The sequence below is a fragment of the Tessaracoccus sp. OS52 genome, assembly GCF_020687685.1.
Lineage (GTDB): Bacteria > Actinomycetota > Actinomycetes > Propionibacteriales > Propionibacteriaceae > Arachnia.
Map to the genome: position 1 here is coordinate 119,683 of NZ_JAJEWM010000005.1, position 14,833 is coordinate 134,515.

The 14,833-nt window shown below is 68.9% G+C and carries 11 protein-coding genes; 7 read left to right on the forward strand and 4 right to left on the reverse strand.

All coding sequences use genetic code 11. The features are described 5' to 3' along the window. Positions 1-67: 67 nt before the first annotated feature. The 4 genes from LKO27_RS14075 to LKO27_RS14090 are packed head-to-tail and all read right to left on the reverse strand — an operon-like array spanning position 68 to position 5,497. Positions 68-940: an ABC transporter ATP-binding protein gene (locus LKO27_RS14075; protein ID WP_227738144.1), complete on the reverse strand. Its 873-nt coding sequence runs from the start codon at positions 938-940 to the stop codon at positions 68-70. Continuing rightward, the gene (locus LKO27_RS14080; RefSeq protein ID WP_227738145.1) at positions 918-1,778 is read right to left on the reverse strand and encodes an ABC transporter permease; all 861 of its coding nucleotides are present in this window, start codon (positions 1,776-1,778) and stop codon (positions 918-920) included. The genes LKO27_RS14075 and LKO27_RS14080 overlap by 23 nt, the downstream gene beginning before the upstream one ends. Before the next feature lie 36 nt (positions 1,779-1,814). Further along, positions 1,815-2,972 carry a glycosyltransferase gene (locus LKO27_RS14085; RefSeq protein ID WP_227738146.1) on the reverse strand — a complete coding sequence of 386 codons (1,158 nt, stop codon included), beginning with the start codon at positions 2,970-2,972 and terminating at the stop codon, positions 1,815-1,817. A gap of 29 nt (positions 2,973-3,001) precedes the next feature. Further along, the gene (locus tag LKO27_RS14090; protein ID WP_227738147.1) at positions 3,002-5,497 is read right to left on the reverse strand and encodes a glycosyltransferase; all 2,496 of its coding nucleotides are present in this window, start codon (positions 5,495-5,497) and stop codon (positions 3,002-3,004) included. A 101-nt stretch (positions 5,498-5,598) separates the two neighbouring features. On the opposite strand from LKO27_RS14090, the gene argG reads away from it, so the two are divergent. The 7 genes from argG to wecC all read left to right on the forward strand — a co-directional run bounded on the left by argG (position 5,599) and on the right by wecC (position 14,799). Further along, the gene (gene argG, locus LKO27_RS14095; protein WP_227738148.1) at positions 5,599-7,023 is read left to right on the forward strand and encodes an argininosuccinate synthase; all 1,425 of its coding nucleotides are present in this window, start codon (positions 5,599-5,601) and stop codon (positions 7,021-7,023) included. Positions 7,024-7,026: 3 nt separating this feature from the next. Continuing rightward, positions 7,027-8,133 (forward strand): class I SAM-dependent methyltransferase, encoded by a 1,107-nt coding sequence (locus LKO27_RS14100; protein ID WP_227738149.1) that lies wholly within the window; start codon positions 7,027-7,029, stop codon positions 8,131-8,133. Between the two features lie 50 nt (positions 8,134-8,183). Then, positions 8,184-8,558, forward strand: a complete 375-nt coding sequence (locus LKO27_RS14105; protein WP_227738150.1) for a hypothetical protein — start codon at positions 8,184-8,186, stop codon at positions 8,556-8,558. Further along, complete coding sequence (locus LKO27_RS15680) at positions 8,555-9,739, forward strand: glycosyltransferase (protein ID WP_227738151.1); 1,185 nt, start codon at positions 8,555-8,557, stop codon at positions 9,737-9,739. Before LKO27_RS14105 ends, LKO27_RS15680 begins: the two co-directional genes overlap by 4 nt. Next, positions 9,736-10,782 (forward strand): hypothetical protein, encoded by a 1,047-nt coding sequence (locus tag LKO27_RS14115; protein ID WP_227738152.1) that lies wholly within the window; start codon positions 9,736-9,738, stop codon positions 10,780-10,782. Before LKO27_RS15680 ends, LKO27_RS14115 begins: the two co-directional genes overlap by 4 nt. A gap of 111 nt (positions 10,783-10,893) precedes the next feature. After that, on the forward strand, positions 10,894-13,449 hold the full coding sequence (locus LKO27_RS14120) for a D-glucuronyl C5-epimerase family protein (RefSeq protein WP_227738153.1): 2,556 nt from the start codon (positions 10,894-10,896) through the stop codon (positions 13,447-13,449). 123 nt (positions 13,450-13,572) lie between these two features. Beyond that, positions 13,573-14,799, forward strand: coding sequence for a UDP-N-acetyl-D-mannosamine dehydrogenase (wecC, locus tag LKO27_RS14125; RefSeq protein WP_227738154.1), 1,227 nt, complete (start codon positions 13,573-13,575; stop codon positions 14,797-14,799). The last annotated feature ends 34 nt before the right edge of the window (positions 14,800-14,833 follow it).

The window sequence follows — 14,833 nt, forward strand, 5'->3', positions numbered from 1 at the left end:
GCGACCGTCCGGTGCAGCCGCGCGTCCGCGACGTCGTGACCGGTGGTGACGATGGCGACCGTGCGGCTCAGAAGTCCTCCATGATGATCTTGTCGTCGCCCACCTTGAGGAACTCCAGGTACCGGTCGCAGGTCTCCTTCGGGTCCCCGCGGTGGATGAGCTTGCCCTTGTGGAGCCAGATCACCTCGTCGGAGAGCTCCTGGATGGTGGCCAGTGCGTGGGAGACCAGCAGCATCGTGCCGGCCGAGTCCATGAGCGAGGCCATCTTCTGCCCGGCCCGCTCCTTGAACTTGGCGTCACCCGCGCTGAGGGCCTCGTCGATGATGAGGATGTCGGGCTGCATGTGGACGGCTACGGAGAACGCCAGCCGCGAGAACATGCCGGAGGAGTAGGTGCGCATCGGCATGTCGATGAACTCGCCCAGGTCCGCGAAGCCGGCGATCTCGTCGAACTTCTCCGTCACCTCGGCCCGGGTGAGGCCCGCCGCCATGCCTCCCAGGACGACGTTCTCGCGCCCTGTGAGGGCGGTGTTGAACCCGACTCCGAGGGCGAGCAGGGTACTGACCTTGCCGCGGATCTCGATGCGCCCCTTGGTCGGGGGCAGGATGCCCGCCACGGCCCGCATGAGAGTGGACTTGCCGGCACCGTTGGCACCGATGATCCCGGTGCACTGGCCCTTGGGAACGTCGAAGGTGACGCCCCTGAGGGCGTTGACCTCGCGGTAGTTGACCTTCTCGCCGCGGGCCCCCTTGACGAGGAAGTTCTTCAGGGAGTTCTTGCGCTCCAGGTGCACCTTGTAGGTGATGTGGAGGTCATCGATGACGACGGCCTGGCCGGAGTGGTCCGTCGGGGCGGCGACGGTGGAGTCGGCCTCGGGCTCGGGCTCGCCCGGGTCACGTTCGAGCGGGACTGGGGTGTCAGAGGCGGACAGCGAAATCACGCTCCCTCGAGATGAAGTAGAGGACCCCGACTACGAACATGCCGACCGCCCAGGCCGTACCGATGACGACGAAGTCCCACTCGGGCGCCAGACCGTTCAGGATGTCGCCCCAGATCCCCATGAGCGAGAACAGCGGGTTGAGGTGGACGAACTGGCCGATGGTCGGTCCGACACGATCCAGGAAGAGCTCGGCGGGATACAGAACCGGGGAGACGTACATCCAGATCCGGATGAAGTAGGGCAGGAACTGGGCAGTGTCGCGGAAGTAGACGTGCCAGGTCGCGATGATCGACCCGAGTCCCACGGAGAACAGTGCTATCAGGAGGACCGCGTAGGGGATCCACAGCATGTGCAGGGTCCACGGTTTGCCGGAGACCGCGTGGATGACCAGGTAGACCACGAGGGTGGGGACGAATCGACGCAGCGCCAGGTAGACATTGGAGACGATCAGCAGCTGCTTGGGGAAGTTCATGTTCAGGATCAGGCTGCCCGCGTTGGTGACCGACGTGGCACAGGACTGGACGGCCCCCGACATCAGGAAGTACAGGAACAGCCCACCGGCGATACCCGCGAAGTCAGCGGCCCCGGCGCCACGCCCACCGATCACCACGATCAGCAGGTAGTAGACGCCTGCCAGCAACAGCGGGTTGATGATCAGCCAGGCCTGGCCCAGCACCGTGTTGGTGTTGCCCGCCCGCATGTTGGTGTCGCTCAGCTCGCGGGCGAAGTCCATGCGCCGGAAGACCTCCCCGAAATACTCGCGGAGGTCGGGCAGACCCGCCTTGTGCGGTGTGTAGACCCGCACCGTGGGGCTCTGCCCGTTCTTTGTCCTAGCCAATTTCTCGCCTCCCGAACGAGGGCGGGCAGCATCGGTTCACGATGTCTCCTTCCCCGTCATCCGGACTAGTTCCTCGTAGACCGTCAGGAGGCGGTCGGCGTCGGCATCCCAGCTCAACTCCGGGCGCGCCGCCCTGACATTACCCACCAGTTTCGGGTATTCACGCACCGCATCGGAAATCGCGCGTACCAGCGAGTCGGCGTTTCCGGGCTCGTAGAGGGTACCCAGATCATACTCCCGGACCATCCTGCCGAGCTCACCGACGTCGGTCGCAACCAGTGGGATACCCAGACTGACAGCGTGGAACAGCTTGTTAGGCATGGCCAGACGGTGGTTGAGCCACTTGTCGGAATGGGTGACCAGGGACAGCCCCGCGGAGACCAGCAGTTCCGAGGCCTGCGCCAGCGGCCTGGCCGGCAGCACCTCCAGTTCGGCGCGGTCGAAGGTGCCGAGCCAGGTCTCGTCGGCCGGACCCACCACCGTGATGGGCACCTCGACGCGGCGGCTGGCCTCGGCGATCGTCTCCAGCTCCCGGAACGCGGCCACCCGGCCGGCGTAGACGAGACCGCGCGGCTCCGGCAGCGGTGCCGGCAGCTCGCCGGTGAACGGGAAGCTGTTGTGCACGACGGTGATGTTGCGCCAGCCGTGGAGGTCACGCAGGGCGGCCGCGACGCCGTCGCCGACGGTGATCACCGCGGCGGCCCGGCCGCCCCAGCGGGCCTCGTCCCGGCGCTCCCGTCGGTCTGCGAGCGGGGTGGGCCGGTGCTCGCGTGGCATCCCGGTCCACAGCTCGTGGGAGTCGTACACAAACGGCACCCCACGCTCGGCGGCAAGGGCGTCCGCCGCCCGCAGCGCGGTGAAGTCATGGGCGTGGACGACGTCGAAGTCGCGGCCCCGGGCGTCGGCGATGGCACCGTCGGCCCAGCGCCCGAACGACGAGCGCCGGTGCTGCGGCAGCAGGAACCACCGTGCGAACCGGACGGGCGCCGACAGCTTCCGGCCGCTGAGCGAGGGCTGGCCCTCCGCCCGGAACACCGAGGACGTGCCGACGCTGGAGACGGTGATCCCGTCGCCCGCGTCGAAGCCCTCCGGCACGGAGCGGCCGATGATGTGGACGCTGTGGCCGGCGCCCACCAGGGTGCGCGCCTCCCGCAGTACCCGCGTGTCCGTGGCCACCGAGGTGGCGACCAGCATCAGGATCCTCAAGGTCCCGGACGTGTTGCTCAGAGCTCCATGAAGTCGGCCAGGACGGCCGCGCTGTGCCGCCCGTCGTGCCATGCGACGGCGTACTCACGGCCCGCGCGGGACAGTGCGGCAGCCCGCCCGCGGTCGTCGAGGAGCCCCTCGAGGACTTCGCGCAGGTTCTCCGAGTCGGCCTCGACGATGGGCACGTCGCCCGGCAGGCGGCTGCGGACACGGTCTGCGACGTGGCCGATCACGACCTTGCCGCCGGACATGGCCTCGACCGCGGTGATCCCGTAGTCGCCGAGACGCACCTGGTCGATCACGATGTCGGCGCTCATCATCCGGTCGTGCATCTGTTCGCGGGTGAGGCCCTCGTCGCGCAGGTAGCGGATCCTGCCCTGCGCCTGCAGCTGGAGGCAGGCCTCGTCGACTGCGTCGGAGCCCTTCATCTTGTTCTTCGACGGGACGTGGAACACCTTCGGGGCGCCGTCGCCGGACATGGGGACGATGTCGCTGGTCCACCAGTCGGTGTCGACGACGATGGGCAGCCAGGACGCGTCGGGCAGGTAGTCGAGGAGGTCCTGGGTGGTGACGAAGACGGGACCGTCGAAAGCCAGCACGTGCGGGGTGATCGCCTCCACCTGACGCTGCAGGACGGCGGTGAGTTCGTCGTCGGGGTCCCGGAACGGGGAGTCGGGCTCCAGCTGGGCGTGCTTGGCGGGGTTTCGGATGTCGGAGCCGTGGAAGACCAGGCCCTGCTTGATGCCCTGCGCCTTGAAGTAGTCGATCTCCTCGTAGAAGAACTTGCCGAACTTCGCGCCCACCATGGCGCGTGCGCTCTCGGTCAGCACGTGCGTCACCCGGTTCTCGAGCTTGCGCGCGAGGTTTCGCTGCCAGTAAGGCGCAACCCACTGGTGGTAGGTGATGGTCTCGTCGACGGGGAACCGCAGCGGACCGTCGCGGAAGAGCCAGGCGGACTCGGCCATGGCCTCGGGATGCTCTCGCATCAGGCTCGTTGCCCAGAGCTGGGGCTGGCCGCCGGTGTTCGCACATCCGATCCGCAGCCGCGGCCGGGGCTCGAAGATCTCCGAGTCCGACAGCGAGGCCCGCTGCCGCAGCATGTCGCGCCGGATGGCGGTCAGCTGGTCGTGCAGCCCGGCCGGGCGCAGGCCCTCCCTGGCTCGCGGCGCCGTGACACCCAGGCAGACCTCCTGCACCGTGCCCGCGAACTCCTCGAAGGTGTGCTCGCGGACGAGGTCGTCGGTGAGCCTGGCGCGGTAGGCGTCGAGGTTGCCGAGCAGTTTGCGGGTGGCCTCGACGATGGAGGCGGGGTTGGAGTGCTCGAACACCTCGCCGATGCCGAGCCGGGTGATGCGTTCGGTCAGCCACTCCATGTTGGAGGTGAGGATGGGCAGCCGGGCCTGGACGGACTCGAAGTACTTGTTGGGCGCGGCCCAGTTGTGGTTGCCGACGGGCAGGAACGGGAAGATCGCGGCCGTGGCGGAAGCCAGGTACTCGGCCACCTCGTGGGTGGGCGCGAACGGCACGAAGTGGACGCGGTCGCGCACCCCCAGGTTTTCGGCCTGCTTCTCGAGTTCGATCACGTAGGAGCTGCTGCGGCGGGCACCGATGGCCAGGTGGACTTCCGGCAGGTCCGGCAGCGCGGAGATGACGTCGTGGACGCCGCGGTGGTAGGACAGCCCGCCGGCGTAGACGAGCAGGGGGGCGTCGGCGTCGATCTTCAGGAAGTCCCGGATGGTCATCGGGTGCTCCACCGGCGGGAGCTGGCCGATGGGGGCGTTGGGCACCAGCGCCGGCTCGACCGGGAGCTGGTACTTCTCCTGCAGGAACTTGGCGATGGGCTCGCACACGGTGACGGTGGCGTCCACCTGCCCGATGAACTCGCTCTCCAGGGCCGGGAAGCCTTGGGTGACGTGGGGGTCCTCGCTGGCCAGCCCGTAGACGTACTCGCGGGCGTCGTAGACGACGGCGGTGCGGTGCCCCCGGGAGCGGTGCACGGCCGCCACCTGGGTGGCCAGCGGCAGCAGGTGGACGTCGGTGACGATGACGTCGGGCTGCAGTTCGATGAGCTGGTTCCTCATGGCCTCGGTCATGGCGGGCACCTGCGGCAGCGCCTTCTCCCAGAACTTGCGGCCGTCGTCCTCGACGGCGCGGGCGGGGGCGACCCTGTCCTTCAGCTTCCGGGCCCCGCGGCCGACGACGTCGGTCAGCTCATCGACACGAGCGACCGCCCCCAGCACCTTCTGCGGCGGCCGACGGTGCATCGTCACGTGGAACGCCTTGCGGACCACGCGATAGGTGAGCGTCAGCGGCTTCTTCACGGCAGCGGGAGCCGACGCCGAGCACAAGACGTAGGGCATGCCGGCGATCGTCCCCGTCGGTGGAATACCCCCGCCGAATCCCACCATCGTCACCTTGTAACCGGCGGCGACCAGCGCGAGCCCGTTGCGGTGCGCACGGGCGTCGATCTCGATGTTGTTGGGCAGGGCGATGACTGCATGCGGTTGCTGCATGTCTCTCCTCACTCGGGGGGATCGGCTGCCCGGAAAGGGCCACTCAGGTGCTCATCGTAGCTACGGGCGAGCATCAGGGGACAACCACTAGAGTGGCCCACGTGTCCAAAGTCCTGACCTCACTCCCAGTCGGCGAACGCGTCGGCATCGCCTTCTCCGGCGGCCTCGACACCTCGGTGGCCGTGGCCTGGATGCGCGAAGCGGGTGCCATCCCCTGCACCTACACCGCCGACATCGGCCAGTACGACGAACCCGACATCGAGTCCGTGCCCGAGCGGGCAATGGCCTATGGGGCGGAGCTGTCCCGCCTGGTGGACTGCCGCGCGGCACTCGTGGAGGAGGGGCTCTCGGCACTGGCCTGCGGCGCGTTCCACATCCGCTCGGCGGGGAAGGCCTACTTCAACACCACGCCGATCGGCCGGGCGGTGACCGGCACGCTGCTGGTGCGTGCCATGGCCGACGACGACGTCGCCATCTGGGGTGACGGCTCCACCTACAAGGGCAACGACATCGAGCGGTTCTACCGCTACGGCCTGATGGCCAACCCGGACCTGCGGATCTACAAGCCATGGCTCGACGCCGACTTCGTCGGCGAGCTGGGCGGCCGCGACGAGATGAGCCAGTGGCTCAGTGAACGCGACCTCCCATACCGCGACTCGAAGGAGAAGGCCTACTCGACCGACGCCAACATCTGGGGCGCCACGCACGAGGCCAAGACCCTGGAGGAACTCAGCGTCTCGCTGGAGACGGTCCAGCCCATCATGGGCGTCAGGTACTGGGACCCGGCGGTGGAGATCGAGACCGAGGATGTCACCATCGCCTTCGAGCAGGGCCGCCCCGTCGCCATCAACGGGGAACGCTTCGGCTCAGCCGTCGAGCTGGTGCTCGAGGCCAACGAGATCGGCGGCCGCCACGGCCTCGGCATGAGCGACCAGATCGAGAACCGGATCATCGAGGCCAAGTCCCGCGGCATCTACGAGGCCCCGGGCATGGCGCTGCTGTGGGCCGCCTACGAGCGCCTGCTGTCGGCCATCCACAACGAGGACACCCTCGCGAACTACCGCTCCGAGGGCCTGAAGCTCGGACGGCTCCTGTACGAGGGCCGCTGGCTCGACCCGCAGTCCCTGATGCTGCGCGAGTCCCTGCAGCGCTGGGTGGCCTCCGCCGTCACCGGCGAGGTCGACCTCCGGCTGCGCCGCGGCGACGACTACACCATCCTCGACACCCGGGGCCCGCACCTGAGCTACCAGCCGGAGAAGCTGTCCATGGAGCGGGTCGAGGACGCCGCCTTCGGACCCACCGACCGCATCGGGCAGTTGACCATGCGCAACCTGGACATCGCAGATTCCCGGGAGAAGCTCGAGTTGTACGCCTCGCAGGGCACGCTGCTGGCCGGGCACGCCGCCCTGATCGGCAAGATCGAGCCCGGCCGCGCCAGCGCCATCGCCGAACTCGGTTCACCCGAGGTCGATGACGACGTCGAGGCGGCCACCCTGCGCTCCGCGATGGACTCCGGAACGGACTGACGAGTGAACCGCACCCGAGCGCTCCACCGGGCGGCCGTCGGCGGTTCCCTCGTCGCGTTCGGGGCGGCGGCCGTCACGGCGCTGGTCCTGCCCGAGCCGCGATGGGCCACGGCCCTGCTCGCCTTCGGGCTCGCGGGCATGGTGCTGGCCGGGCAGTTGCGGCTCCGCATCCTCGTCGCCGGCCAGCGCCGACAGCTGTCTGCGGCCAGCGCCTCCGCCTCCGGGTTCGGTTCGGCCCTGGAGTCAGTCCGGGCGTCCGTGGAGTCGTCGCACGCCGACGTCACCCGACGTCTGGACGACGCGGCGGCAAGGATGGACGAGCTCGAGGTCCGTGGCAGGGACGCCAGGACCGCCGCCATCGACGCCGAGCACGCCGCCCTGGCCACCACATCCGCCCTCCGGCATTTCGAGAGCACCCTCGACGACACCGCCGCGGATCTGACGGGCGGGCTCGCGCGGTTGCGGACGCTGGTCGAGCAGGTCCCCGCCACGGCCGCCGAGTTGGCAGACCTGCACCGCCGCCTCGTCGGCGGGGCGGACCTCCCCCTGCCGGCGCCGGGAAGCGGGTCCTTGAGCGGTGCCGCGTTGGTCTGGGTGGTCAGGCGGCTGCTGTCGGCAGAACGATCGCTGAACGTCCTGGAACTTGCCTCCGGCGGCTCGACGACCTGGGTAGCGCTGGCGTTGCGGTCGAACTCCCACGGCGGCCACGTCCATTCGCTCGACCACTCGCCGGTCCGCGCCGCCGCCAGCCGCGACGCTCTCGAAGAGCAGGGACTCGGTGAACTGGCCACCGTCGCCGACGCCCCCCTCGAGCGCGTCGGGCTGGACGGCAGGGACTACTGGTGGCACTCCCCCGGCGCGCTGCCGAGCCGAACCCCCGTCGACCTGCTGTTGGTTGGTCCACCACTCCGGGGTGACGACCCGTCGCCCGACACCTACCCGGCCCTGCCGCTGCTGCACGAGCACCTGGTTTCCGGTGCAGTCGTGGTCCTCGGTGACGCGGCTGGGCAGGAGCAGGTGTTGCAGCGCTGGTTGGCGGAGTTCCCTGCACTCACCCGGCTCGCGGACGCGGGGGACGCCGCCCTGCTGCGATGGCGGGGCCCGGAGTGATCTTGCCGGCTCCCGGCCACAGGCCCGGAGGGTCCCGCTAGGCTTCCTGCGTGGACTCCGAGCGGCAGGAACAGACACGGCACCTCGAACGGCTGGCATTGGCCGAGCTCGAGGTGGCCAACCGCCAACTGGCTGACGCCGGCAGCACGATAGAGGAACTCAGGTCCGACGTGCTGGCCCTGGCGGTGCGCCTTGACGAGGCCCGGGAGGCCACCGCCACGCAGTCGCAGGGAGAGCTCGCCCGGGAGGCGGCACGGGAGGCGCAGGAGCGGGAGCGCGCTGCCGAGATCGTGGAACTCAAGGCCACCATTTCCCGCCTGGAGGAGCACATCGCGCGGCTGAAGGCCCAGCTGGACCGCCCGGCAAGGCAAGTGGTCAACAAGGCGCTGCGCCGGGGCCGGTATGCGAAGTCGCACCAGCCGTGACGCCCGTCCTGCCGACTCCGGTCCTTGAAGTCCTGCGCTCCCGGCACGACTTCGTCGTGGTCGCGGTCACCTATCCCTATCGTTGGCGCCACGGTTCCGAGTTCGTGCGCCAGCGGGTCCGCGCGTACGCCGCCGCCGGCCTGCGCGGGATCGTGGTCGACTACTCTCCGCGCAACGTCACCGAGGCGGACATCTCCCCCGAGGACGACGCCCCTGTCGTCGCGATCCGCCCGCAGGATCTGGCGGACGCCCTGGACGCGATCGCCGATTCCGGCTCGCCGGTGCTGGCCCACTCACCCACGCCCGAAGCCATCCACGAACTCCGCCGACGCGTCCCCGGCGAACGGCTCGCGGTCTGGTTCCATGGCTACGAGGTGCGCGACTACCGCCGTCTGCACGGGAACACCACCACGTCCGAGCTCATGGCGATCCGGCACATCCGGGACTCGCAGAACCGCGACCGTTTCAGTGCCGCCGCGCCCCTGTTCGAGGACGACTCGATCACCAAGGTGTTCGTCTCCCAGACCCAACGCGCGTACTCCGAGTTCGACGTGGGAACCGCAGCCGCCAACGTCGAGATCATCCCGAACCACATCGACGAAGAGGGCTACCGGGCCCGCGAACGAACCCGGGACGAGGCGCGCCAGATTCTGGTCCTGCGCAGCTTCGCGGTCCACAACTACGCCAACGACATTGCTCTGCGGGCCATCGAGATCTGCTCGGGTCGCGACGGTTTCTCGACGCTGAGGATCACCGTGCGGGGCTACGGCAGGCACTTCGATGAAGAGGTCGCCCGAGTCCGCAGCTTCGAGAATGTGACCGTGGACGAGGGTTTCTCGTCGCCGGCGCAGATGGCCGCGTTGCACGATGCCCACGGCGTCGTGCTGCTCCCCACCCGCTACGACACGCAAGGCGTGATGCTCGGCGAGGCCATGGCCAGCGGTGCCGTGACCATCACGAACCCGGTGGCCGCGGTGCCCGAGTTCACCGACGAGTCCTGCAGCCTGCTGCCACGCGGCAATGACCCGTGGGCCTTCGCCGATGCCCTGTGGCACCTGGTGGAGCACCCCGAACTCATGCCAGAACTCTCACGCAATGCTGCGGCCAGGGTACGACGGCAGTGCGGCAGGGCCGCCACGATCGACCGCGAGATCGCCCTGATCGGGAGGCTGAGCCCATGACCCTCCACACCCCGGTGGTCATCACCGACGACGACTCCACCGCCGCCGAGGCGCGACGACGGCACTGGCCGGTGGTCACACGCGACGGCGACACGCTGCGCCTGACGGGAGTGGGGCAAACCGCTCCCCTGCCCCAGCCCCGGATGAACATCGCCGGCGGCTCCCTCCATGCCGAGCACGCGTCGGGCTGGAAGTTCGTCCTGGACTGGCTCGCCAAGCACCTGCACCGCCCCATGATCATCACGGAGCCGGGCGGCTGGGCCCACGAACTGGCGCTGTGGTCCACGGCCTCACGCGGGTGGCCACACCGGCTGGCCGACAGGCTCGACGACCTGCCGGAGGAGCCGCTTGTCGACAACGTGCCCCCGGCCCAGCCCAGCCCGTCGGCCAGACAGCCGGGCACCACCCGGGTGCTGCTGGTCGCCCACGACCTCGGCTCCCGGCGCACGGCCGGCTGGTTCAGCCAGCTGGAGCACGCCTCCGGAGGCGACGTCACCGTCGACCTGGCCACGTCGCTGACGCCTGCCGGGGACTCGCGGCGGGTGCATGTTGTGCCGGACCTCGGAATCGCGACGCTGGCTCCCCACGACGGGCCCATCGACGCCGTGGCCCAGGTGGCTCTCACGCACGCCGCCGACGCTCCCTTCGACCCGATGCGCGAACCTGCCGGGTTCTGGCAGCTCGCTCTCGAGCGACACTTCGAGGCGCGCAACGACCATTACGACGTCGTGGTGCTGGCGGGCCCGCCGTTCGCTCACTTCGGATTCGCGGCCTGGGCCCAGCGGAACTGGTACGCCCGCGTCGTGCTGGACTACGGCAGCCCGTTCGGCACAGGTCTTGAGGGTGACGCGGCGAGCCTCGGCCGTTACTGGGAACGCGGCTGGAACATGGCGGCAGACGTCGTCACGGTCCCGGACGAAACCGGCTCCAGACTGGCGCAACGCAGCGGCCCCGACGCGCGAATCGAGGTGCTCGGCGACGAGGCCACCCAGCTCGCGAGGCTGTGCCGGGAACTGGGCGACCACGCCTACACCCGGGCCTGAGCCCGTTCACAAGGGGTGACTTTCGGATCCCGCCGGGTAGTATGCCTCAGGAATGCCCCCGACGAGTGGTGTCCTGCCGCGCGTCCTGCCGACACTCCTGGTGGTCAACGAATGCCTGCAACGCGACGAAATCGCGCCCTCACCCTCCTCCTCGTCGTCCTGCTGGGACTGGCCGCGACGGTGGTGTCACAACCCCGCGAGGCCGTGGCCGAGGACCACCCCTACACCACCCCGGGCCAGCGGACCTACAACGGCAGGCTCTGGAACACCACCTGCGACCCGTACTCCAGCACCGTCACCCGGTGCCGCGCCGAGATCTTCGCCTCCCAGGCCCGTCTGGTGGACGGCAAGTACCAGCTTGTGCAGGAGTTCGTCTTCAACAACCTCACCTACCTCCCCTCGAACGGTGCCAACTGGCGGGACAAGGTGACCGGCAAGATCAACCCCCTGGCCACCGACGGCCAGTTCACAGGCACCGACGGCCGGCTCTGGCAGACCGAGTGCGGCACCCAGTGGACCGGTCAGAACGGCTGTCGCTCCTTCACCTTCACCACCGTCGTCAACGCCGTGCAGGGCCCGGACGGCTGGGTCTTCACCCCCGAGAACAAGTGGGTCTTCAACAACGTCGTCCAGTTCATCCCCGGCACCAGGCCCCTTGCACGCCAATACAACAACCCGTGCGACGCGCCCCCGCCCGCGGGCTTCACCTTCACTGCTGAAGGTCGCCCGCACGTCATCAAGCCCGGTTACACGCCCAGCGACCACTACAACCCGATCTCGCTGGCCAACTTCATGAAGGTGTCCATGCGTTCCACCACCCTCGACGACGCCGACCGGCTCTGCTTCGCACTGCTTGGCGCCGAACACCTCCTCGAAGGTGGTTCCGAGCGCGTCTACAACGGACGCACCAGCCTGTGGTTCCCGTACCCGTTCGCCTTCAGCGCCAACCCTGCGGTCCCGCGACTGGAGCCGGGATGGTTCTCGGGCCTCGGGCAGGCGGGCGCCATGACGGCTTTCATGGAGCTGGCCAGGTTCACGAACGACTCGAGCTGGTACGGCTACGCGGAGAAGATCTTCGAGTCCTACTTCGTACCGATCGAGGACGGCGGGTTCACCAACCGCAACAACGGCTTCCTCTGGTTCGAGGAGTACCCGACCGACCCCCCGACCGTGGTCTTCAACGGCCATTTCCAGAATGTGCTGGGGCTCAAGACCTGGGCCGACCACAGCGGCAGCCAGCGGGCACGGGACCTGTTCAACGAGGCCATCGCTGCGCTGAAGGTGCAGGTGCCGAGGATGCGGATCCCCGTCGAGGGCGGAACCATGTCCTCCTATGACATGCTGCGCGGCCTGGCCCCGGCTCCGCTCCGCGCGGTCGCGGTGAGCACGCCCGTGCCCGAACCGACGCCCACCCCAACGCCAACGCCAACGCCAACGCCAACGCCAACGGTCACACCGACGGCCACCCCAACACCCACGGTCACACCGACGGCCACCCCAACACCCACGGTCACACCGACGGCCACCCCAACACCCACCGTCACACCCACGCCCACCCCGACCTTGACTCCCACAACGGCGACCGGCACCCGCATCACCCAGACGCTGCTCAACGGAGCGCCGCTGAAGTCGCTTGACTCCGCGGGACGGGAGCGGGCCCAGATCCTGCCGCTCGCCGCGGTGAGCGGGACCAACCCGAACCTGCTGAGCAACCCCAAGTTCGCGGACCGCGGCGGCGACGGCATCCCGGACTCCTGGGCGGTGATCAACTCCCCGGCCGGGATCCGGCTCGACGGCGACTGGCTCGGGGTGCGTCCGCGCGGCACCACCTACGGCTGGGCGGGCGTGGAGCAGACCATCCCGGTGACCGCGGCCATGGCGGGCAGGACGATGTCGCTGTCGTTCAACTCCCGGCTCGAGATCACGGCCGGCCAGGCCGGCACCGCCGGCAAGGTTCCGGTGTTCGCCGTCTGCGCGGGACCCAACAACACCCGCGTCACCACCCTGATCCACGAGAACGCGAAGAACCGGACCAGGACGGCAGCCTGGACCTCCACGGCATTCACCGCACCCGCCGCGGGCTGCGAGCTCAAGGTGCAGCTGCTCACCTACGCCTACTCGGTCACGAACACCACGGCCTGGTACAGCAACGTGCAACTGCGGGTGGCCGACACCCTGGGAGACCACGCGGTTCCGCTCTACGCCCTCGAGGTGCACAAGGCCCCGGAGAACGTGCTGACCATCAAGGGGACCGGGACCATCCGCGTCGAGGCATATGACGGGGGACGGTGGAAGGCCATCGACACCGTGAACCTGTCGGCCTCCGGCGCCGAGGTGACGGTCCCTGAGCGGTACACCGGCCGCACCATCAACGTGAACTACCACGACGGTCACGTCTCGGAACTCCAGCGCATCGCCTGTTACTCCGGCGTCCGGGTGTTCGACGACGTCGCCGAGGAACTCAGCCACACCTCGGCCGGTGTCCCCTACGACCCATCGATGTTCGGCAACCGGGACAAGAACTGCCTGCCGGACTCCGAAACCATCCAGCTCGGTGAGCAGACCGTCACCGTGGCAGCGGAGCCGGAACCGATGGCGACGCAGCCCCAGGTGGTGCCGACCTCCATGACCCTGCCGGACGAGGCGGCAGCCCTGGACGACGAATGAATCGGCAATCAGGGCCGGGGCACTTTGGGAGGGGCCCAGCCGCGGGATAGGGTTGCCGACGTCAACCATCCCGGGCCCTTCGGCCCGGGGCTGCGCATCCATGCGAACCCAGGAGGTCGTGAAGTGACGAACCCGGACGTGTGCGTGGTGGGACTCGGCTACATCGGCCTCCCCACCGCCGCGATCTTCGCCCACAAGGGCCTCACGGTCCACGGTGTGGACGTGAACCCCCGCACCGTCGAGGCCGTCAACTCGGGGCGGGTCCCGTTCGTGGAGCCGGACCTGGGGGGCTACGTCGAGCGAGCCGTCGCAGACGGCAAGCTGACGGCCGCCACCGAGGCCGTGCCCGCCGCGACCTTCATCATCGCCGTCCCCACCCCGTTCCACGACGACCACAGCGCGGACCTGAGCTACATCGAAGCGGCCACCCGCGGCGTCGCCAAGCACCTCAGCGGCGACGAACTCCTCATCCTGGAATCCACCTCGCCGCCCGGCGCCACGCAGCGCATGGCCGACGTCGTGTACGAGGAGCGTCCCGACCTGGTCGGCTCGGGGCTCAAGTTCGCCCACTGCCCGGAGAGGGTGCTGCCCGGCAGGGTCATGGTCGAGCTGGTCACCAACGATCGCATCGTCGGCGGCATCACGCCAGAAGCGGCGGAGGCCGCGCGGGACCTGTACCGCGTCTTCTGCGAGGGTGAGATCCTGCTCACCGACGCCATCACCGCGGAGATGGCCAAGCTGGTGGAGAACAGCTTCCGCGACGTCAACATCGCCTTCGCCAACGAACTCTCGATCATCTGCGAGCGGCTCGGCATCGACGTCTGGGAGCTCATCGAGCTTGCCAACCACCACCCCCGAGTGAACATCCTGCAGCCCGGACCGGGCGTCGGTGGTCACTGCATCGCCGTCGACCCCTGGTTCATCGTGTCCGCCGCTCCCGCGGAGTCCCGGCTGATCCGGATGGCCCGGGACGTCAACGACGGAAAGCCCCACTGGGTCATGGACAGGATCCGGGAGGCCACCGAGGGCATCGCCGAGCCCACCGTCGCCATGCTGGGCCTCGCGTTCAAGCCCAACATCGACGACCTGCGCGAGTCGCCCGCGCTCGCCATCGTCCGGGACTACGCCGCCGACCACCCGGAATCCCGGGTTCTCGCCGTCGAGCCGCACATCGAGGAACTGCCGGCGAAGCTGGCCAATCTGGTCAACGTGACCCTCGCAGAGACTGAAGAGGCGCTGCAGGCTGCAGACGTCATCGTCGTCCTCGTGGACCACGCGGCCTTCAAGGCCATCCCCGCGCACCGGGTCGAGGGCAAGCAGATCGTCGACAGCAAGGGTCTGTGGCGCTGAGTTGAACGAGCCGCGCAACTGCGCGCGATGGAAG